Below are 19,608 nucleotides of genomic sequence, written 5' to 3'. Positions count from 1 at the left end.
GGTTGGAGGGGGCCTCTTCACGCAAGGTGAGAAACCCGGCAATATTCGGTAGGAATTACGGCTGTGGCTTCGGGATGCGACCTTACCCGATTCCACGCCGAAAAAAAATCCGATGGCAGAAATCCCGCATCTGGCCGATCCTGCTTTCGCATTTCTTTCTATAAACTTTCACTTAGCTTTCAAAAAGCCCTCAAACTTCCTGCCCCGTTACAACTTGGGGTCGGGAGTTCCCCAATTTTAGGGAAAACCCCAGGCTTTCACCGAGCTTACAGGGTTTGCAGCGTGCCGGGCGTCCATTACCATTCGCCCTTTCAAGAAACCACGCCGTCGCTTTCAGAAGAACAAATGGCACCCCGAAGTGCCTTTTTTGTGCCTGTCACCCGCCTTTCGGCGGGCCTTTCCGGCTACAAACCTTTTTCTATCTACATGCTGTAAACAGGAGCCAACCAATCATGCAGCTACGCAATCGACAGGACTTCTGGTCGGGGGTGATGTTCATCGCCCTTGGACTGGGATTCGCCTGGCAAGCCAGCAGCTACCAAATGGGTACTGCCGCACGGATGGGCCCAGGGTATTTTCCTTTCTGGCTAGGCATTGTTCTGGCATTGCTGGGTGCCATCGTGCTGCTTGGCTCGCTGTCCAAGAAAGCCCATGAAACGCACGTCGACAAGTTCGACTGGCGCATCGTTTTCCTGGTGGTCGGATCGGTCGTGCTCTACGGCTTCATCCTCAAACTGCTGGGCATCTATATCTCGGTATTCGTCCTGGTTGTCGTCAGCAGCCTGGCCAGCCACGAGTTCAGCCTGAAGGTCGCCGTCGCCAACGGCATCTTCCTGGTGATCTTCTCGTATTTGGCATTCGTCAGGGGGCTGGGGCTGATTTTCCCGCTGTGGCCGTCCTTTCTGGGCATGAACTAAGGAGCAACCGGTCATGGAATTGTTTGACAACCTGATGTTGGGTTTCTCGGTGGCGTTCACGCCCGAAAACCTGCTTTACGCCCTGCTGGGCTGCATTCTGGGCACGCTGATCGGCGTGCTGCCGGGCATCGGCCCGGTCCCGACCATCGCGATGCTGCTGCCGATCACGTACGTGCTGCCTCCGGTGGCCGGCCTGATCATGCTGGCCGGCATTTACTACGGCGCCCAGTACGGCGGCTCCACGACGGCGATTCTCGTGGCGCTGCCAGGGGAAACGTCCGCGGTGGTGACCGTGCTGGACGGGCACCAGATGGCCCGCAACGGCCGCGCCGGCGCCGCCCTGGCCATCGCCGCCCTGGGTTCGTTCTTCGCCGGCTGCGTGGCCACGCTGCTGCTGGCCGCCTTCGCGCCCCCGCTGGCTGAAGTCGCGTTCAAGTTCGGCCCCGCCGAATACTTCTCGCTGATGTGCCTGGGCCTGGTCGGCGCCGTGGTGCTGGCCTCGGGCTCGCTGCCCAAGGCGATCGCGATGATCCTGCTGGGCCTGCTGCTGGGCATGGTGGGCACCGACGTGAACTCGGGCGTCGCCCGCTTCGACTTCGGCATCCCCGAACTGCAGGACGGCATCGACTTCGCCATCGTGGCCATGGGCGTGTTCGGCTTCGCCGAAATCATGACCAACCTCGAGCAGAAGGAAAACCGCGTCGACATCACCGACAAGATCGGCTCGCTGTATCCCAACAAGCAGGAATTCAAAGAGTCGTATCCGGCGGTGATCCGCGGCACGGCCCTGGGTTCGGCCCTGGGCATCCTTCCGGGCGGTGGCGCCGTGCTGTCGTCGTTCGCGTCGTACACGCTGGAAAAGAAGATCTCGAAGAATCCGGAACGCTTCGGCAAGGGCCACCCGGCCGGCCTGGCCGGTCCGGAATCGGCGAACAACGCCGCGGCCCAGACCTCGTTCATCCCGCTGCTGACGCTCGGCATCCCGGGCAACGCCGTGATGGCGCTGATGGTCGGCGCGATGACCATCCACAACATCCAGCCCGGCCCGCAAGTCATGACGAGCCACCCGGAGCTGTTCTGGGGCCTGATCGCCTCGATGTGGATCGGCAACCTGATGCTGGTGGTGCTGAACCTGCCGCTGATCGGCCTGTGGGTCAAGCTGCTGAAGGTGCCCTACCGCATCCTGTTCCCGGCGATCCTGGTGTTCTGCACGATCGGTGTGTATTCGTTGAACTACAACACCTTCGACATCTTCACCACGGCCATCTTCGGCGTCATCGGCTACGTGTGGTCCAAGCTGAAATGCGAAGGCGCTCCGCTGCTGCTGGGCCTGGTCCTGGGCCCCATGATGGAAGAGAACTTCCGCCGTGCCCTGCTGCTGTCGCGCGGCGACTTCACCACCTTCGTCACGCGTCCGCTGTCGGCTTCGCTGCTGGCCGTGGCTGTCTTCCTCGTGATCCTGGTGGCGCTGCCCGCCATCCGCAAGAAGCGCGAAGAAACCTTCGTCGAAGAAGAGTAAAGCGCGGCTTGCCGCCCCTCGGCGGCGGTCCCGCCCCCAAGAACCCCCGGCCTGGTCCGGGGGTTTTTTTTGGTCTGTCCACCCAAGACAAAAGAAACTAATTAATACAATACAAGACTGACTGTTCTACGATTCCGGTCTTCTACGTTAAGCTACGGGTTTACCCCACGCGATGATTCGAGATGAATTTCGACTGGAACAACCCTTACCCCAGCACCCGCCGGCCAGTGTTCGCCCGCAATGTCGTCGCCACTTCGCAACCGCTGGCGGCCCAGGCCGGCCTGCGGATCCTGGCGCGAGGCGGCAATGCGGTCGACGCCGCGATTGCGGCGGCCGCCACGCTGGCCCTGACCGAACCGGTCAGCAACGGGTTGGGATCGGACTGCTTCGCGATCGTCTGGGACGGCTCGAAGCTGCACGGGCTGAATGCATCCGGCACGGCTCCCGCGGCCTGGAACATCGATTATTTCCGGCGCAGGCACCAGGGCCTGATCCCGGCCCGGGGCTGGGACAGCGTGACCGTCCCGGGCTGCGTGGCCGGCTGGGCCGCCCTGCACGAAAAGCTGGGGAGCCTGGCGTTCGCCGACGTCCTCGAACCGGCCATCGAATACGCCGAACGCGGCTTCGCCGTGTCTCCGGTCGTGCAGCAGAAATGGGCGGCGCAGGCCGATGCGCTACAGCCGCAACCCGGCTTCGCGGACCATTTCCTGCCGCGCGGCCGCGCGCCGCAGGTCGGCGAGCACTTCGTCCTGCAAGGGGCCGCGGCCACGCTCAAGCGCATCGCGGCCACCGGCGGACGGGATTTCTATGAAGGCGAAACGGCCCACAAGCTGGTGGCGCATGCCCAGGCGCACGACGCCGCGCTGACGCTGGCGGACCTGCGCGACTACGCGCCGGAATGGGTGTCACCGATAGGCCAGTCGTACCGCGGCCATACGCTGCACCAGATTCCTCCCAATGGCCAGGGCATCGCCGCCCTGATCGCCCTGGGCATTCTGCAGCACTTCGACGTGGCGGCCCGCCCCGTCGACCATCCCGACACGCAGCACCTGCTGATCGAAGCGATGAAGCTGGCCTTCGCCGACGTCTACGCGCACGTGGCCGATGCGCGCCACATGCGCGTGACGCCCGAACAGATGCTGCAGCCAGGCTACCTGGCCGAGCGCGCGCGCCTGATCGACCCCGCTGCCGCCCAGGCCTTCGACAGCGGCCATGCGCCGCAGGGCGGCACGGTCTACCTGACCGCCGCCGACAGGAACGGCATGATGGTGAGCTTCATCCAGTCGAACTACATGGGATTCGGCTCGGGCGTGGTGGTGCCCGGCACCGGCGTCAGCCTGCAGAACCGCGGGCACTGCTTCAGCGCCGACCCCGCCCACCCCAACGCGGTGGCCGGCGGCAAGCGGCCTTTCCACACCATCATCCCCGGCTTCCTGATGCGCGACGGCGCCCCCGTCATGAGTTTCGGGGTCATGGGCGGCAATATGCAGCCCCAGGGGCAGGTGCAGACGCTCGTGCGCATGCTGGACTACGGCCAGCAGCCGCAGGCCGCCTGCGACGCGCCCCGCTGGAAATGGAACCATGGACTGGCGGTGGACGTGGAGGCCGGCCTGGCCCCGTCCGTGGCCCAGGGCCTGCGTGCGCGGGGCCACGTCCTCGAAGGCCTGGAAGACCCCTACATGGACTTCGGCTCGGGCCAGTTCATCTGGCGCGTGGGCGATCCGGCCGTGGACGGCTACGTCTGCGCGAGCGACAGCCGCCGGGATGGGCTCGCCGCGGGCTTTTGATTGCGTTAAGGTTAGTGTCCTCAGACTGACCTTACCCTCATAGAGCGGAGTTCCCTGCATGGCAACGATCGGTACCAAGAGCTACGACGCGGTTGTAGCCCAGAAAGTCACTTTCCTCGGACTGGGCGTGATGGGCCTGCCCATGGCCGGCCATCTGGCCCGCGCGGGTCACGACGTCACCGTCTACAACCGCACGCCGGCGAAAGCCCAGGCCTGGGTGGCCGAGTTCGGCGGCAAGAGCGCGGCCACGCCCCGCGAAGCCGTCGCGGGCGCGCAGATCGTCTTCGCCTGCGTCGGCAACGACGACGACCTGCGCAGTGTCGTGCTGGGGCCGGACGGCGCGTTCGCGGGCATGACGCCGGGCGCCGTCTTCGTCGACCACACGACCGCGTCGGCCGACGTGGCTCGCGAGCTTTACGCGCAAGCCAAGGGCCTGGGGCTGAATTTCGTGGATGCTCCGGTGTCGGGCGGACAGGCGGGCGCGGTCAACGGCGCGCTGACCATCATGTGCGGCGGCGAGCCGGCCGTGTTCGACGCGATCAAGCCGGTGGCGCAGAGCTTTGGCCGCGCCGTGACGCTGGTCGGGCCGCCGGGAGCCGGCCAACTGGCCAAGATGGTCAACCAGATCTGCATCGCCGGCGTCGTGCAGGGGCTGTCCGAAGCGATCGCCTTCGGCCAGGCGGCCGACCTGGACATGAAGCTGGTGCTGGACGTGATCAGCAAGGGCGCGGCGCAGAGCTGGCAGATGGAGAACCGCGGCGGCACCATGGTCGACGACAAGTTCGACTTCGGGTTCGCGGTGGACTGGATGCGCAAGGACCTCGGGCTGGTGCTGGCCGAGGCCCGCCACAACGGCGCGCGCCTGCCCCTGACCGCCCTGGTGGACCAGTTCTACGGCGATGTCCAGAAAATGGGCGGCAACCGCTGGGATACGTCCAGCCTGATCAAGCGCCTGCGCGGCTGAGCGCCGGCGGGGCAAGAAAAAGGCGAGCCTCGCGGCTCGCCTTTTCTGCGCTTGCGCCGGGAAGCTTACGCCGCCAGGCTGGCCGGCGCCGCGCCGGACACCAGCGCGTCGATGCGCTGCCTGGCCTGGGCAACGCCTTCCAGCGCCGCGACTTCGCCCATGGCCATGCCTTCCGCGGCGACGAACGTCAGGTCGTCCATGCCCAGGAAGCCCAGCATCTGGCGCAGATAGGGCGTCAGCGTGTCGGACGGCGTGCCTTCGGCCTTGCCTCCGCGGGCGGTCAGCACGAAGACCTGCTTGCCCTTGATCAGCCCTTCGGGCACGCCTTCCGACGTATAACGGAACGTGACCCCGGCGCGGGCGACATGATCGAGGTAGCTCTTGAATTGCGCGGGCAGGTTGAAGTTGTAGACCGGCACGGCGAAGACGATGCGGTCGGCTTCCATCAGTTCGGCGATCAGCGCGTCGCTCATTTCGACGATGCGGTGCTGCTCGACGGTGCGCGCGTCGGCCGGGGTGAACAGCGCGCCGGCGGTGTTGCCGTCGAAGTACGGGATGGGCTGCGCGCCGAGGTCGCGCACCTTGACGGCCGCGGCCGGATTGGCGGTCTTGACGCGCGCAATCAGGTGATCGGCCAATTGCTTACTGTTGGAACGGTCGCCGAGAATCGAGGAAAGGATTACCAGGGTCTTCATTGCAAATTTCTCCAGTGGGGGCCCGCGCGTCGCGGGCGGCGGGCATCCGCCAGCGCCGCGCCCGATGCCGGAACAGGCCGGCGGGCTTGGCCTGCCGCCGGATTGGCGTGGGCTGATGCCGTATGCATGGCGCCACTGTAGACGGGTTAATTGTTCACATAAATAGGGTTATGATGAACTGTTCGTTCCAGGTATAGAACAATCATGCAAGATCTCAATGACCTCTACTATTTTTCCCAAGTCGTCGAGCAAGGCGGCTTCAGCGCCGCGGCGCGGGCGCTGGACATCCCGAAATCCCGGCTGTCGCGCCGGATCTCGCACCTGGAGGAAAGCCTGGGCGTGCGCCTGCTGCAACGCACGACCCGCCGGCTGCGCCTGACCTCCGCCGGCGAACGCTATCTGCACTATTGCCGCGAAATGGCGGCGTCCGCGCGCGCGGCCGACGAGGCCATGCGGCAGTTGCAGTCGGAGCCCAGCGGGCCCGTGATCGTAAGCTGCCCGGTCTCGATCGCGCAGGACGTGCTGGCGCCGCTGCTGCCCGAGTTCCTGGACGCCTGGCCGGCGATATCCGTGCAGTTGCTGGTGACCAACCGCCGCGTGGACCTGATACGCGAGGGCGTGGACCTGGCGCTGCGCGTGCGCACCAAGCTGGATACGGACGCCGAACTGGTGGTGCGCCACTTCGGCACGGCGCGCGGCACGCTGGTCGCCAGCCCGGGATACCTGCAACGCCACGGCGTGCCCGACACGCCGCAGGATCTGGCCACCCACACCACGCTGAGCTTCAGCGACCCGCAGCACGAAGTGCGCTGGCCGCTGCGCAACGACAAGGGCGAAGAAGTGCACATCGAACTGAAGCCTCAGCTATCCTGCAATGACTTCATCGTGCTGACCGAAGCGGCGGTGCGCGGACGGGGCATCGCGCTGCTGCCCTCGATCGCGACCCACGAGGAATTGCGGCGCGGCCAGTTGGTGCCGGTGCTGCCGCAGTGGCAGTCGCCCGAAGGGATCGTGCACTGCATCTATCCGTCGCGGCGGGGCATGATGCCCGCCGTGCGCGCCCTGCTCGATTTCCTGTCGGAGCGCCTGCCCTCCATGTACCAGCGGCTGGAAAAGGCGCCGGCGCCGGCGGCTCAATAGCCGCGCGAGCGCTCCACCACGCCGCTGATCGCCTCGCCGCGCTGCAACTGCGCGACCTTGCCCGCGATCTGCGCGATGCTTTCGTCGCGCAGCGTGCGCGCCGCGATATGGGGCGTCACGTGCACCCGGGCGTCGTGCCAGAACGGGTGGTCCCGCGGCAAGGGTTCGGTGTGGAAGACGTCCAGCGTGGCGCCGGCGATCTCGCCTTCTTCGAGCATCTGGACCAGGTCGTCCTCGACCAGGTGCTCGCCGCGCCCCACGTTGACCAGATGGGCGCCGGGCAGCAGCCGCGACAGCGTATCGCGGTTGAGGATCCCGACGGTATCCGGCGTCAGCGGCAGGACGTTCACCAGGAATCGCGTGCGGGCCAGGAACGCCGGCAGCGCGGCCACGCCCGCGAAGGATTCGACCCCGGGGACGTCGCGCGGCGAACGCGACCAGCCCGCCACCGGGTAACCGAAGTCGGCCAGGGTCTGCGCCACGCGCAGGCCCACCTGCCCCAGCCCCAGCACGCCCACCGGCCAATCGGCCGGCCGGCTGCCTTCGCGGGTGTCCCAATGCTGGCGCGCCTGGGCATGGTCGAAGGCTTCGAAATCGCGCGAGACGCGCAGCAGCGCATACAGCGCGTATTCGGCCATCTGCACCGCCATGCCCGCGTCTTCCAGGCGCACGATGCGCACGTGGGACGGGATCTCGGGCATTTTCAGCAAGGCGTCGACGCCCGCGCCCAGGTTGAACAGCGTCGTCAGGCCGGTCTCGTGTTTGAAGAGTTCGGCCGGCGGGCGCCAGACCAGGGCGACGTCCGCACCCGAGGGCGGGCCGTCGGGATCCCATACCGAAATGCGGCAGCCGGGCATGGCGGCCGCCAGGCGCGGGACCCAGGCGTCGGGATCGTGGTGAGGACAGGCGAAAAGTATGTGCATGGCGGCATTCATGTGCGGAACCCAGGGAACCTCAAGCATGAGGGATGCCGCGCCACAAATCAAACGGCCCGGCGAAGGCCGGGCCGTGTTCGGGAGGGACGGGATACCCGCTCAGGCTGTCTGCGGCACTTCGGGCTTGTCCCCGCCCTTGTTGCGGCCGCGGCGCAAGAACGCCCACACCTGCAGCGCGATCAGCAAGGCGCTCGCGGCGATGAACCAGGCGCTGATCGGGCGTTCGACGAACACCGCCAGGTCGCCGCGCGACAGCAGCAGCGCGCGGCGGAAGTTCTCTTCCACCATCGGCCCGAGCACGAAGCCGAGCAGGATGGGGGCCACGGAAAACTCCAGGGTCATCAGGATGGCGCCGATCACGCCGAAGGCCAGCACTTCCCAGATCTGGAAGAGGCTGTTCTGCGTGCTGAACACCCCCACCGCGATGAAGAACAGCGCGGACGGGAACAGGTAGCGATAAGGCACCTGCAGCAGTTTCACCCACACGCCGATCAGCGGCACGTTCAGCACCATGAGCAGCACGTTGCCCACCCAGAAGCTGGCGATCAGGCCCCAGAAGATGTCCGGATGCTCGGTGATCAGTTGCGGGCCGGGCTGGATGCCCTGGATCAGCAGCGCGCCCAGGATCAACGCCATCACGGCGTCGCCCGGAATGCCCAGGCTCATCGTCGGAATGAAGTCCACCTGCGTCTTGGAGTGCGAGGACGCTTCGGGCGAGGCCACGCCGGCGATCATGCCGGTGCCGAACTTCTCCGGTGTCTTGGAGATTTTGCGCTCCAGCGCGTAGGCCACGAACGTGGTGATGGTGGGGCCGGTCCCGGGCATGGCGCCGAACAGCGTGCCCACCGCGGTGCCGCGGACCATGGGCCAGAAGGCGGTCTTGAGTTCTTGCTTGCTGGGCCGCATGTCCTTCAGGCGCAGCTTCGCGCCGCTGCCGATGATGCTCATGCGGTTGACGCTCATCAGGAAGTCGGCCACGCCGAACAGGCCCATGGAGATCGCCACCAGTTCCAGGCCGTCCGACAGGTCCAGCAGGCCGAACGAGAAACGGATGGTGCCCGTATTCACGTCCGTGCCCACCACGCCGCACATCAGGCCGAACAAGGTCATCGCCACGCCCTTCAGCGGCGAGCCGCGGGACATCGTCGCGCCCGCCAGCAGCCCCAGCAGCATGATCGAGAAGATTTCGGTCGGACCGAACTTGAAGGCCACTTCCACCAGCAGCGGCGAGGCGAAGATCATGACGATGATCCCCACCGAGGCGGCGAAGAACGAGCAGATCATCGTGATGCCCAGCGCCGTCCCGCCCTTGCCCTGCTTGGTCAGCGGATAGCCGTCCAGGCAGGTGACCGCGTGGGGCGGATGCGAAGGCAGGTTGAGCAGGATCGCGCCGATGGCGCCGCCGTACTGCGAGCCGTAGAAAATGCCGGCCAGCATCAGGATGGCGGGCACCGGATGCATCACATAGGTCAGCGGCAGCAGGATGGAAATGGCCGACAGGGCGCCCATGCCGGGCAGCACGCCGATGAGGTTGCCCACCAGTACGCCGAAGAACGACCACATGAGGTTATGCCACTGGAAGGCGACGCCGAAGCCGTACCAGAGGTCCATCAAGGATTGGGAAATCATGGTGCTTCAACCCCAGCGAAACAGCGGCAACTGCAATTGCAGCGCCCACCAGAAAACGACGACCGCGATCGCGGCCATGGCGATCGACAGCAGGAACGCCTGCTTGATCGTGTTCTTGCGGTCGCCCAGCGCGGAAATGAATACGATGGCGAACGTGGCGGGCAGCAGGCCGCCGTAGTGGCCCAGGGCCAGGAAGGCCAGGATGCCCAGCAGGATGCAGACGCCGCCGCGGAGGTCCGGCAGCCCGTGGGCGTGGCCGTCGCCGGGCGCCGGCGCGGCCGTCCCGCCCGAACGCGCCGATATCGCGATCAGCGCCCCCGTCAACGCCAGCAGGCCGCCGAGCGCCGCGGGAAAGAAACCCGGGCCCATGTGGCTCAACGTCCCGATGTGATAGTCGGTCCCGCCGTAGATCGCCCCCAGCCCGATGAGGACCATCAGCGCTCCGCCGTAATAGTCCTTCCTGTTGATTGTTTTTTGCACTTCATCCTCCTTCCTGATGCAGGGCACATGCCGGCCCTCGATGTGCCGCCCCGGACGGACGCCACCCGGCCTCTGTCGACAGGCCGGAGCGCAGATTACGGAAGGAAGCTGCGAATTCGCTTTCTGTGCGCTGTCGCCTTCCTGAATCCAGGGGTAATCCCTGACCGGAAGGCGGATCTCATGTGTAAGCGGTGGTGAAAGCGGCTTGCGGGGATTATTGGTCGCCCTTGAGCTCGACTTCGAGCGGGCGCGGATACTGCGAGACGGTCGAGGCGAGCGGCAGCCACAGCACGGACGACAGGCCGACGCCCCCCTGCGCGTTGGGTTCGCCGTCGCGCAGTTCGATGTCGCCGTCGTTGCGGCGGGCGTAGGCGCGGGCGATCGCCAGCCCCAGGCCCGAGCCCGACGAGGCGACCGGCTTGTCCGTGCCGACCCGTTCGAAACGCGCGAACGCGCGCTTGCGCAGGACCGGGTCCAGCCCCGGGCCATTGTCGGACACGGCGACTTCCGCGCGGTTTTCCTCGCGGCAGACGGACACGGTGATGCGAGCGCCCACGGGCGCGTAGTGGATGGCGTTGTGCACCAGGTTCGAAAGCGCCTCGTGCAGTTCGGCCTCGTTGCCCGAGACCGGCACGGGCGTCTCCTGCCCTTCTTCGGAGCCGGCCTGCACCCACCCCAGGTCCTGCTGCTTCTCGTGCGCCAGCGGCAGGTATTGCAGCACCACTTCGCGCGACACGGCGTTCATGTCCAGCAACTGGCGCGGCAACGGGTCGGCCTGGTTGGCATGCGCCAGCGACAGCAGTTGTTCGGTAAGGCGGCGGGTGCGGCCCAACTGGTCGACAATGCCGCGCAGACCTTCCTGCGCCCGCGCCGGATCCCGTTCGCGCAGCGCATACTGCGCCTGCGTCAGCATGATGGCCAGCGGCGTGCGCAATTGGTGGGACGCGTCGGCCAGGAAGTGCGACTGTTCGTCCAGCACCCGGCGGTAGCGGGCGATGTGGTGGTTGACGGCGTCGACCAGCGGGGCCACTTCGCTGGGCACGCGCGACGCGTCCAGCGGCGTCAGGTCGTCGGGGCGGCGCCCCCGGATATCGTTGCGCAGCCGGCGCAGCGGCTTCAGCGCCCAGGACACGCCCCACCAGACCAGCAGCACCACCAGCGCCAGCATGCGGGTATCGCGCAGGATTTCCTGGCGCCGCGCGCGGTTCTCGGCCTCGATGCGCTTGCCGGTGCTTTCGGCCACGACCACCAGCACCTGGCGGTGCTGCCCCTGGTAGTACAGGTCCCGCACCACCGAGACGACCCGCACGGGATCGTTGCGGTAGACGCTGTCGTAGAAAACGGGCTGGCCATTGGAACGCGGCCAGTTGGGCGGGCGCGGCATTTCCGGCATGCCCAGCAGGGTCTTTCCCGGGTCCGTGGGCACCGGCGAACCGTCCGGCAGGGGCGGATCGATTTCTTCGATGCGGAAGTACTTGCGCAGGCCCGCCCGGGATTCGAGCATCACCTGCGCATAGAGCGGCGTGGCGACCTGCAGCTTGCCGTCGGGCGTGAATTCGAGGCTGCTTTCCAGGACGCGGGCGGGCTCCACCAGCGCGCTGTCGTAGGCCTCGTTGGTGATTTCGGCCAGCGTGCGGTAGTCGTTCAGGCTGTCCACGACCAGCAGCACCACCACGCCCGGCAGCAGCAGGATGATGAGCAGCGCGCGAATGCCGACGCGCGGCAACCCGGGTATCCGCAAGCTCAAGCCGACTCGCTGGCGACGCTTTCCAGCATGTAGCCCAGCCCCCGCACCGTCACGATGCGCACGTCGCTGCCCGCCAGCTTCTTGCGCAGCCGGTGCAGCACGACCTCGATGGCGTCGGGATTGGCTTCGCTGTCGTGCGTGAAGACCTTGCCGAACAATTGGGACTTGTCCACCGGATAGCCGCTGCGGGTCAAGAGCGCCGCCAGGGCGGCGTGTTCGCGCGGCGTCAGGAACAAAAGGGAGCCGTCCAGGGTGAAGGCGCGGCTTTCGCTGTCGTAGGACAGCGAACCGCATTGCAGGCGCGGATGCTGGCGGCCGCGGCTGCGGCGCACCAGCGCGGTGAGCCGCGCTTCCAGTTCTTCCAGCGCGAACGGCTTGGTCAGGAAGTCGTCCGCGCCCAGGTTCAGGCCGCGCACGCGGTCTTGCAGGGCGCCCTGGGCGGTCAGCAGCAGCACCGGCGTGCGGTCGTCCCGGTTGCGCATTTCGCGCAGGACCACCAGCCCGTGCTTGTCGGGCAGGCGCAGGTCCATGACGATGGCGTCGTACTCGGTGCCCGCCATGAAGGCCTCGGCCGTCCGGGCGTCCGCCGCGTGATCCGGCACGAACCCGCTCTGGGCTAGCGCGCGCATCAGCCAGGACGCCATGTCCCGTTCGTCTTCAACCAACAATATGCGCATGACCGTCCGTTCCTTCGGGCAAATTCTCTGCCGCCCGCTGCCCATGCACCCGCTGGCGCAAGTAGCGGGTTTCGTGGTGACGCCGAAAGAGGATAGCCGACAACTCGTTCAACGCCTGGGTATAGACATCGCGCTTGAACTCGATCACGGCGTCCAGGGGCACCCAATACTGGCTCCAGCGCCAGGCATCGAATTCCGGATGCTGCGTCGCGCGCAGGCAAACGTCGCTGTCACGTCCCACCAGGCGCAACAAGAACCAAATCTGTTTTTGTCCTTTATAGTGGCCACGCCACTCACGCCGGACGAAGTGATCGGGCACGTTATAACGTAACCAATCGCGTGTACGCCCCAAAATACGGACATGCTCGGGCTTCAAGCCCACCTCTTCATGGAGTTCGCGATACATGGCCTGCACCGGGCTTTCGCCATATTTGATGCCGCCCTGGGGGAACTGCCAGGCATGTTCCCTGATACGCTTGCCCCAAAAGACCTCGTTTCTACCGTTGACGAGAATGATGCCGACATTGGGGCGGTAGCCTTCGCGGTCAAGCATGGGCCACCCCCACCGAATTCAATACAATTACGGTCGATTATACGTATCTGCTGCCACCTTTAAACATGCGCGCATCCAACTACCACATCAACACCCTCAAAGAAGCCCCTTCCGAGGCCGAAGTCGCCAGCCACCAACTGATGACCCGGGCCGGCATGATCCGCAAGCTCGCGGGCGGCATCTACACCTACATGCCCCTGGGGCTGAAGATCATCCGCAAGGTCGAGGCCATCGTCCGGGAAGAGATGAACGCCGCGGGCGCCATCGAACTCCTGATGCCGGTGGTCCAGCCGGCGGAACTCTGGCAGGAGTCGGGCCGCTGGGAGCAGTACGGCGCCGAACTGCTGCGCATCAAAGACCGGCACCAGCGCGATTTCGTGCTGCAGCCCACGTCCGAGGAAGTCATTACGGACATCGCCCGCAATGAAATCCACAGCTACCGGCAACTGCCGCTGAATTTCTATCACATCCAGACCAAGTTCCGGGACGAGCGCCGCCCGCGCTTCGGCCTGATGCGCGGCCGCGAATTCACCATGAAGGACGCCTATTCCTTCGACCGCGACGAAGCCGGCGCCCAGCGCAGCTACGACATCATGTTCAACGCCTACATGCGCATTTTCGGCCGCCTGGGCCTGGAATTCCGCGCGGTGGCGGCCGACACGGGCTCGATCGGCGGCACCCGCAGCCACGAATTCCAGGTAATCGCCGACACCGGCGAAGACCTGCTGGTCTACAACGCCGAATCCGACTACGCCGCCAACATCGAGCTGGCCGAGGCGCCCGCGCTGTACGCCACCCGCGCCGAGCCCGCCCAGGCCATGGCCGACGTGCCCACGCCGGGCGCGGCCAAGTGCGAGGACGTGGCCCGCCTGCTGGGCCTGCCGCTGGAACGCACGATCAAATCCATCGTGCTGGCCACCGACGGCGACAAGGGCCGGGTCGACATCTGGCTGCTGCTGCTGCGCGGCGACCACGAACTCAACGAAATCAAGGCGGGCAAGCTGCCCGGCCTGGCCGGCTTCCGTTTCGCCACGGAAACCGAGATCGTCGAGCACTTCGGCTGCAAGCCCGGCTACCTGGGCCCGGTCAAGACCGCCCGTCCGGTGCACGTCATCGCCGACCGCACCGTGGCCAACATGGCCGACTTCGTCTGCGGGGCGAACAAGGAAGACTTCCACATCCAGGGCGTGAACTGGGGCCGCGACCTGCCCGAGCCGGAACTGGTGGCCGACCTGCGCAACGTCGTCGCCGGCGACCCCTCCCCGGACGGCAAGGGCACCCTTTCCATCCAGCGCGGCATCGAAGTGGGCCACGTTTTCTACCTGGGCAAGAAGTACTCGGAAGCCCTCAAGGCCACCTTCCTGGACGAGACCGGCAAGCCGGCGGTGCTGGAAATGGGCTGCTACGGCATCGGCGTGACCCGCATCGTGGGCGCCGCCATCGAGCAGAACCACGACGCCCGCGGCATCATCTGGCCCCGCGCGATCGCGCCTTTCGAGGTGGTCATCTGCCCGGTGGGCTGGGGCAAAAGTGAAACCGTGCGTGACACCGCCCAGAAACTCTACGAATCCCTCCTGGCGCGGGGCGTCGACGTCGTCCTGGACGACCGCGATGCCCGCCCCGGCGTGATGTTCGCCGAGTGGGAATTGATCGGCGCGCCGCTGCGTGTAACAGTTGGAGAACGCGGCCTGAACGATGGTGTGGTGGAATTGCAGGCCCGTCGGGAAACCGAAGCGGCCAAGATTCCGGTAGAGTCCGCGCTGGAAGCCGTGCTGACGAAGCTCGACACCCTGTAAACCTTGCAGTAACTACGGACTTCCTGCGTCCCGCCCCCGAAATCTGCCCATCTGTATCGTGACCGACCCGAAGTCCCCCGAATCCGTCCTGCAAGTCCGTGTCTACTACGAGGACACGGACGCAGGCGGAGTGGTTTTCTACGCCAACTACTTGAAATTCCTGGAACGCGCGCGCACCGAGTGGCTGCGCGACCTGGGAGTCAGCCAGTCCGGCCTGGCCGCCAGCGAGCAACGGCTGTTCGTCGTCCGCGCGCTGGACATGTCGTACCGGAAACCCGCCAGGCTGGACGATTTGCTTACCATACGCAGCCGGGTCACACGACTGGGCCGCGCTTCGATACACTTCGCGCAGCGCGCGGAGCGCGACGGGGAACTGCTTGCCGAAGGCAACATCCAAGTCTGCTGCGTCGATGCCATTCACATGCGGCCGGCGGAATTGCCGGCTGACGTTCGCGCCAAACTGGAATTCATTCAGGAATAACCATGCAAGTCACCAACGACATGTCGTTGCTTTCGCTGATTACCCACGCCAGCGTGCCGGTCCAACTGATCATGCTGATGCTGTTGGGCATCTCGATCATGTCCTGGACCTACATCTTCGCCAAGCGTCTGGCCATCAAGCGCGCGCATGCCCAGACCCGCCGTTTCGAGGACGATTTCTGGTCGGGCGGCGACCTGTCCATGCTGCAGCAGGCGGTGGCCTCGCGCCGCGACGAACAGGGCGCGCTGGCCCGCATCTTCGATGCCGGCATGACCGAATTCCTGAAGGCCCGCCGCGGCAACGCCTCCGGCGACGCCACCGCCGTGCTGGACGGCCCGCGCCGCGCCATGCGCGCCGCCTACCAGCGCGAAATGGACGCGCTGGAGTCGCACCTGAACTTCCTGGCCTCGGCCGGCTCCGTGTCGCCCTACATCGGCCTGCTGGGCACGGTCTGGGGGATCATGCACGCCTTCATCGGCCTGTCGAACATGCAGCAGGCCACCCTGGCCTCGGTGGCCCCCGGCATCGCGGAAGCGCTGATCGCCACCGCCATCGGCCTGTTCGCCGCCATCCCGGCCGTCGTCGCCTACAACCGCTTCACCAACGATATCGACCGCATCTCGATCCGTTTCGACAGCTTCGTCGATGAATTCCTGAACATTCTGCAACGGCAGGTGCGCTAATGCCCTCGGTAAGCTCACGCGGCAGGTCCGGCCGCCGCATGAAGGCCGACATCAACGTGGTGCCGTACATCGACGTGATGCTGGTGCTGCTGGTCATCTTCATGGTGACCGCTCCCCTCATCACGCCCGGCCTGATCCAGCTACCCTCGGTGGGCGCCGCCTCCGAGGTGCCGGTCAAGCCGCTGGAAGTCCAGATTTCGGAAGACGGCAAGGTCGCCCTGCGCATGCGCGAACCCGGCGCCACCCCGCAGGACATCGCGCGCCCCGAACTGGTGGCGCAAGTGCGCTCGCGCATTACCGCGGAAACGCCGGTGGTCATCGCCGCCGACGGCAAAGTGCCGTACGAGACGGTGGTGAAGGTCATGGACGAATTGCGCACCAACGGCATCACCCGCCTGGGTCTGCTGGTGGACCAATCCTCCGGCGCCCCCCAGCCCGCACCCGCGAAAAAACGCTAACGCGACGCCTTCCGCCGGCGCCGCCGGCATGCAACGCTCATGACGCCACCCATAATCCGACACCGCAGCGGCCCCCCGGCCCCCCCGCCCAACCACGACAACCGGAAGGCATTGCTCCTGGCCGTGGCGGTGCACGTGCTGCTGCTGATCGTCTTGATCTTTGGCGTGAACTGGCGCTCGGAGAACCCCGGCCCCGTGCAGGTGGAACTCTGGGCGGACGGCAATTCGCCCGTCTCGCCTCCGCCCACGCCCCAGCCCGAACCTCCCAAGCCGCAACCCAAGCCCGAGCCGCAGCCCGAACCTGAAAAGGCGCCCGAGCCGCCGCCCCCTCCGCCGCCGCCTCCTCCTCCCGAGCCCGAACCCCAGGCTCAGCCCAAGACCGAGGAAGTCGACCCCGAGATCGCGCTTCAGGAAGCCAAGAAGAAGCGCGAAGAAGAGGAAAAGGCGCGTCAGGCCGCCGAAGCCGCCAAGGAAAAGGCGCGCATCGAGGAAGAGCGCAAGCAGGCCGAACTGAAAGAGAAGAAGCGCCTGGAGCAGGAACGCCAGGCCGCCGAAAAGGCCGCCGCTGAGAAGGCCGCCGCTGAGAAGGCTGCCGCGGAGAAGGCCGCGGCCGAGAAAGCCGCCGCCGACAAGGCGGCCGCCGAGAAGAAGGCCAAGGAAGACGCCGCCAAGAAGGCCGCCGCGGAAAAGGCGGCTGCCGAAAAGGCCGCCGCCGACAAGGCCGCCGAGGAAAAAGCGGCGGCCGAGAAGGTTGCCGCCGAAAAGAAGGCCGCGGCCGAGAAGAAGGCGAAGGAAGATGCCGCCAAGAAGGCCGCCGCCGACAAGGCGCTGAAGGACGCGTTCCGCAACGACGCCCTGGGCGCCGCGGGCATTCCGGGCGGCACCGCCGACCGCAACCAGGCGGGCGGCGGACGCGACAGCGGCTATGGCGCCAAGGTCCGCGCCTGCGTGCAACCGGGGGTGGCTTATCCGCCCCCGCCCCGCAGCGGATCGGAAAATCCCACGGCACAATACCGGGTACAGTTAGGTTCCGACGGGAAAGTCAACGGCGTGACGTTGACCAGTTCTTCGGGCAATGCCGGCTTCGACCGCGCGGTCGAAACCGGCATCCGCCGCTGCAACCCCTTCCCGAAGCCCTCGACGGGCCGCTACGAACCCATTATCGATGTTGTGTACAGAATGTATGATTGACAGGAGATTGAAGAATATGACTCCCGCTTATAGCCGACGAGTACCCCAGCTCGCTCTCTGGCGATCGTATGGACTCGGCCTGCTGATGCTCGCGCTGGCCTGCCTGATGGCCATGAAACCCGCCCAGGCGCAGTTGCGCGTCGATATCTCGGGCACCGGTGCCACCCAGTATCCCGTGGCGATCGCCGATTTCGCCGTCGATGACACGCATGGCCGCGCCCTGGCCGACGTGATCCGCGCCGATCTCACCCGCACGGGCCAGTTCCGCCTGATCAACGCCGCGGGTTCCGGCCTGAACGTGGACTCCCCCATCGCCCACGACGACTGGCGCGCCAAGGGCGCCGACTTCATCGCCTACGGCAGCATTTCGCGCGGCGCCGACGGCCGCTACGACGTCCGCTACCGCCTTGCCGACACCGTCAAGAAGGGCCAGTTGGATGGCGTGGCGTTCTCGGGCACCGAACAAGAGCTGCGCCGCGTGGCTCACCAGATCGCCGACCGCATCTACGAGAAGATCACCGGCGTTCGCGGCGTGTTCTCGACCCGCATCGCGTATGTGCTGAAGAAAGGCGCCACCTACGAACTGCAGGTGGCCGACGCCGACGGCCAGAATCCGCAAGTGGCCCTGCGTTCGCGCGAGCCCATCATTTCCCCGTCCTGGTCGCCCGACGGCTCCAAGCTGGCCTACGTCAGCTTCGAATCCGGCAAGCCGGTGGTGTACGTGCACAACCTGGCCTCCAGCGCCCGCGCGCCGGTCGCCAACTTCAAGGGCAACAACAGCGCGCCCGGCTGGTCGCCCGACGGCTCCAAGCTGGCGGTGGCGCTGACCCGCGATGGTTTGTCGCAAATTTACATCGTCGGCGCGTCCGACGGCTCCAATCCGACCCGAGTTACGCGTTCTCCCGGTATCGACACCGAACCGAGCTTTACGCCGGACGGGGCATCCATTATCTTTACGAGTGACCGCAGCGGCGGGCCGCAGATCTATCAGACCGGCTCGAGTGGTGGCGAAGCACGCCGCCTCACGTTTAATGGTGGTTACAACATCTCACCCCGAATTTCCCCCGATGGATCGACGCTGCTGTACGTTGCAAGACGCGACGGCGCGTTTCGAATCGCGTCGTTGAACCTGTCCTCAGGCGCCGAGACCTTGCTGACTGATGGTCGTGACGATCAGTCCCCGAGCTTTGCGCCAAATGGCATGCAAGTCCTTTACGCCGCCATCCAAAATGGCCGTAGCGTGCTTGCGGGTGTCTCGAGCGATGGCCGCGTACGGCAGACGCTTTCGGTACTGAACGGGGAAATACGTGAACCGACTTGGGGCCCATTTACCCGATAACACGTGTGACTCTCTTTGCAAAGGAACTATCATGAAGTCGCGCATTGCCAAAAGCCTAACCATCGCCGCTCTGGCTGCCACCCTGGCAGCTTGCAGCTCCGTCCCTCTCGACGATAAAGCGGGTCAGGGCGGAGGCGCTGGCCAAGGATCCTCGGCCTCCGGCCAGATCCTTGATCCCTTCAACCCCCAAAGCATCCTGGCGCAACAGCGCTCGGTATACTTTGACTTCGACAGCTACACGGTGTCGGATCAGTACCGCGGCCTGGTCGAAACCCATGCCAAGTACCTGGCCTCGCACCAGCAGCAGACCATCAAGATCGAAGGCAACACCGACGAACGCGGCGGCGCTGAATACAACCTGGCCCTGGGCCAGCGCCGCGCGGACGCCGTGCGCCGCATGATGACCTTGCTGGGCGTCAGCGACAACCAGATCGAAACCATCAGCTTTGGTAAAGAAAAGCCGAAGGCGACCGGTACGTCGGAAGCCGACTTTGCGGAAAACCGCCGCGCCGATATTGTCTATCGCCGCTAAAATCTCCGTATAGTCGAGAGCCCTACCACGCGTCGGGGCGGTCAGCCGGCCGTCCCGACGTTTGTTTTTTTACCCGGGAATTTTC

Annotated in this window: 19 protein-coding genes; 12 read left to right on the top strand and 7 right to left on the bottom strand. The window is 65.8% G+C overall.

Annotated features, from left to right (window positions below; all coding sequences use genetic code 11):
- The first annotated feature begins 452 nt into the window (after window positions 1-452).
- From WHX56_RS08855 to WHX56_RS08840, 4 genes are all read left to right on the top strand, one after another.
- Entirely contained in the window at window positions 453-917 is a 465-nt protein-coding gene (locus WHX56_RS08855) for a tripartite tricarboxylate transporter TctB family protein (protein ID WP_129242436.1), read from the top strand.
- A 13-nt stretch (window positions 918-930) separates the two neighbouring features.
- Entirely contained in the window at window positions 931-2,436 is a 1,506-nt protein-coding gene (locus WHX56_RS08850; protein ID WP_129242435.1) for a tripartite tricarboxylate transporter permease, read from the top strand.
- A gap of 182 nt (window positions 2,437-2,618) precedes the next feature.
- Complete coding sequence (locus tag WHX56_RS08845) at window positions 2,619-4,223, top strand: gamma-glutamyltransferase family protein (RefSeq protein ID WP_338881014.1); 1,605 nt, start codon at window positions 2,619-2,621, stop codon at window positions 4,221-4,223.
- 58 nt (window positions 4,224-4,281) lie between these two features.
- On the top strand, window positions 4,282-5,187 hold the full coding sequence (locus tag WHX56_RS08840) for an NAD(P)-dependent oxidoreductase (RefSeq protein ID WP_338881013.1): 906 nt from the start codon (window positions 4,282-4,284) through the stop codon (window positions 5,185-5,187).
- A 65-nt stretch (window positions 5,188-5,252) separates the two neighbouring features.
- On the opposite strand, the gene WHX56_RS08835 is transcribed toward WHX56_RS08840, so the two are convergent.
- Entirely contained in the window at window positions 5,253-5,882 is a 630-nt protein-coding gene (locus WHX56_RS08835; protein WP_287752329.1) for an FMN-dependent NADH-azoreductase, read from the bottom strand.
- A 204-nt stretch (window positions 5,883-6,086) separates the two neighbouring features.
- Here WHX56_RS08835 and WHX56_RS08830 point away from each other — a divergent pair, with 204 nt between their 5' ends.
- On the top strand, window positions 6,087-7,022 hold the full coding sequence (locus WHX56_RS08830; RefSeq protein ID WP_287752328.1) for a LysR family transcriptional regulator: 936 nt from the start codon (window positions 6,087-6,089) through the stop codon (window positions 7,020-7,022).
- Here the strand turns inward: WHX56_RS08830 and WHX56_RS08825 are convergent.
- The 6 genes from WHX56_RS08825 to WHX56_RS08800 all read right to left on the bottom strand — a co-directional run bounded on the left by WHX56_RS08825 (window position 7,016) and on the right by WHX56_RS08800 (window position 13,043).
- A complete protein-coding gene (locus WHX56_RS08825) occupies window positions 7,016-7,945 on the bottom strand; it encodes a glyoxylate/hydroxypyruvate reductase A (protein ID WP_338881012.1) in 930 nt (309 codons plus the stop codon). The genes WHX56_RS08830 and WHX56_RS08825 overlap by 7 nt on opposite strands.
- A gap of 111 nt (window positions 7,946-8,056) precedes the next feature.
- Complete coding sequence (locus WHX56_RS08820) at window positions 8,057-9,586, bottom strand: tripartite tricarboxylate transporter permease (RefSeq protein ID WP_129242429.1); 1,530 nt, start codon at window positions 9,584-9,586, stop codon at window positions 8,057-8,059.
- Window positions 9,587-9,592: 6 nt separating this feature from the next.
- On the bottom strand, window positions 9,593-10,021 hold the full coding sequence (locus WHX56_RS08815) for a tripartite tricarboxylate transporter TctB family protein (protein WP_129242452.1): 429 nt from the start codon (window positions 10,019-10,021) through the stop codon (window positions 9,593-9,595).
- 259 nt (window positions 10,022-10,280) lie between these two features.
- On the bottom strand, window positions 10,281-11,813 hold the full coding sequence (locus WHX56_RS08810) for a sensor histidine kinase (RefSeq protein ID WP_244235099.1): 1,533 nt from the start codon (window positions 11,811-11,813) through the stop codon (window positions 10,281-10,283).
- A complete protein-coding gene (locus WHX56_RS08805) occupies window positions 11,810-12,490 on the bottom strand; it encodes a response regulator (protein ID WP_062681263.1) in 681 nt (226 codons plus the stop codon). The genes WHX56_RS08810 and WHX56_RS08805 overlap by 4 nt, the downstream gene beginning before the upstream one ends.
- Entirely contained in the window at window positions 12,471-13,043 is a 573-nt protein-coding gene (locus WHX56_RS08800; RefSeq protein WP_042796390.1) for an RNA pyrophosphohydrolase, read from the bottom strand. The genes WHX56_RS08805 and WHX56_RS08800 overlap by 20 nt, the downstream gene beginning before the upstream one ends.
- A gap of 65 nt (window positions 13,044-13,108) precedes the next feature.
- Between WHX56_RS08800 and WHX56_RS08795 the strand changes: the two genes are divergently transcribed.
- From WHX56_RS08795 to pal, 7 genes are read left to right on the top strand one after another with little or no spacing between them, the layout of a single operon-like run.
- Window positions 13,109-14,839 carry a proline--tRNA ligase gene (locus WHX56_RS08795; RefSeq protein WP_338881011.1) on the top strand — a complete coding sequence of 577 codons (1,731 nt, stop codon included), beginning with the start codon at window positions 13,109-13,111 and terminating at the stop codon, window positions 14,837-14,839.
- 58 nt (window positions 14,840-14,897) lie between these two features.
- A complete protein-coding gene (gene ybgC, locus WHX56_RS08790) occupies window positions 14,898-15,320 on the top strand; it encodes a tol-pal system-associated acyl-CoA thioesterase (RefSeq protein WP_338881010.1) in 423 nt (140 codons plus the stop codon).
- Window positions 15,321-15,322: 2 nt separating this feature from the next.
- Window positions 15,323-16,003: a protein TolQ gene (gene tolQ, locus WHX56_RS08785; protein WP_129242426.1), complete on the top strand. Its 681-nt coding sequence runs from the start codon at window positions 15,323-15,325 to the stop codon at window positions 16,001-16,003.
- Window positions 16,003-16,461 (top strand): ExbD/TolR family protein, encoded by a 459-nt coding sequence (locus WHX56_RS08780; protein WP_129242425.1) that lies wholly within the window; start codon window positions 16,003-16,005, stop codon window positions 16,459-16,461. The genes tolQ and WHX56_RS08780 overlap by 1 nt, the downstream gene beginning before the upstream one ends.
- A 39-nt stretch (window positions 16,462-16,500) precedes the next feature.
- On the top strand, window positions 16,501-17,652 hold the full coding sequence (gene tolA / locus WHX56_RS08775) for a cell envelope integrity protein TolA (RefSeq protein WP_338881008.1): 1,152 nt from the start codon (window positions 16,501-16,503) through the stop codon (window positions 17,650-17,652).
- Between the two features lie 16 nt (window positions 17,653-17,668).
- On the top strand, window positions 17,669-18,991 hold the full coding sequence (tolB, locus tag WHX56_RS08770; RefSeq protein WP_129242423.1) for a Tol-Pal system beta propeller repeat protein TolB: 1,323 nt from the start codon (window positions 17,669-17,671) through the stop codon (window positions 18,989-18,991).
- Between the two features lie 31 nt (window positions 18,992-19,022).
- On the top strand, window positions 19,023-19,523 hold the full coding sequence (pal, locus tag WHX56_RS08765; protein WP_062681256.1) for a peptidoglycan-associated lipoprotein Pal: 501 nt from the start codon (window positions 19,023-19,025) through the stop codon (window positions 19,521-19,523).
- The last annotated feature ends 85 nt before the right edge of the window (window positions 19,524-19,608 follow it).

It is taken from the genome of Achromobacter veterisilvae (assembly GCF_037619525.1).
GTDB classification, from domain to species: domain Bacteria; phylum Pseudomonadota; class Gammaproteobacteria; order Burkholderiales; family Burkholderiaceae_B; genus Achromobacter; species Achromobacter veterisilvae.
This window is presented reverse-complemented; position numbering and strand designations above follow the sequence as displayed.

What these genes read in the sequence shown, in the direction of transcription:
- WHX56_RS08855 (WP_129242436.1), top strand. Translation starts at nt 453, where the DNA reads ATGCAGCTACGCAATCGACAGGACTTCTGGTCGGGGGTGATGTTCATC.
- WHX56_RS08850 (WP_129242435.1), top strand. Translation starts at nt 931, where the DNA reads ATGGAATTGTTTGACAACCTGATGTTGGGTTTCTCGGTGGCGTTCACG.
- WHX56_RS08845 (WP_338881014.1), top strand. Translation starts at nt 2,619, where the DNA reads ATGAATTTCGACTGGAACAACCCTTACCCCAGCACCCGCCGGCCAGTG.
- WHX56_RS08840 (WP_338881013.1), top strand. Translation starts at nt 4,282, where the DNA reads ATGGCAACGATCGGTACCAAGAGCTACGACGCGGTTGTAGCCCAGAAA.
- WHX56_RS08835 (WP_287752329.1), bottom strand. Translation starts at nt 5,882, where the DNA reads ATGAAGACCCTGGTAATCCTTTCCTCGATTCTCGGCGACCGTTCCAAC.
- WHX56_RS08830 (WP_287752328.1), top strand. Translation starts at nt 6,087, where the DNA reads ATGCAAGATCTCAATGACCTCTACTATTTTTCCCAAGTCGTCGAGCAA.
- WHX56_RS08825 (WP_338881012.1), bottom strand. Translation starts at nt 7,945, where the DNA reads ATGCACATACTTTTCGCCTGTCCTCACCACGATCCCGACGCCTGGGTC.
- WHX56_RS08820 (WP_129242429.1), bottom strand. Translation starts at nt 9,586, where the DNA reads ATGATTTCCCAATCCTTGATGGACCTCTGGTACGGCTTCGGCGTCGCC.
- WHX56_RS08815 (WP_129242452.1), bottom strand. Translation starts at nt 10,021, where the DNA reads ATGGTCCTCATCGGGCTGGGGGCGATCTACGGCGGGACCGACTATCAC.
- WHX56_RS08805 (WP_062681263.1), bottom strand. Translation starts at nt 12,490, where the DNA reads ATGCGCATATTGTTGGTTGAAGACGAACGGGACATGGCGTCCTGGCTG.
- WHX56_RS08800 (WP_042796390.1), bottom strand. Translation starts at nt 13,043, where the DNA reads ATGCTTGACCGCGAAGGCTACCGCCCCAATGTCGGCATCATTCTCGTC.
- WHX56_RS08795 (WP_338881011.1), top strand. Translation starts at nt 13,109, where the DNA reads ATGCGCGCATCCAACTACCACATCAACACCCTCAAAGAAGCCCCTTCC.
- tolQ (WP_129242426.1), top strand. Translation starts at nt 15,323, where the DNA reads ATGCAAGTCACCAACGACATGTCGTTGCTTTCGCTGATTACCCACGCC.
- WHX56_RS08780 (WP_129242425.1), top strand. Translation starts at nt 16,003, where the DNA reads ATGCCCTCGGTAAGCTCACGCGGCAGGTCCGGCCGCCGCATGAAGGCC.
- tolA (WP_338881008.1), top strand. Translation starts at nt 16,501, where the DNA reads ATGACGCCACCCATAATCCGACACCGCAGCGGCCCCCCGGCCCCCCCG.
- tolB (WP_129242423.1), top strand. Translation starts at nt 17,669, where the DNA reads ATGACTCCCGCTTATAGCCGACGAGTACCCCAGCTCGCTCTCTGGCGA.
- pal (WP_062681256.1), top strand. Translation starts at nt 19,023, where the DNA reads ATGAAGTCGCGCATTGCCAAAAGCCTAACCATCGCCGCTCTGGCTGCC.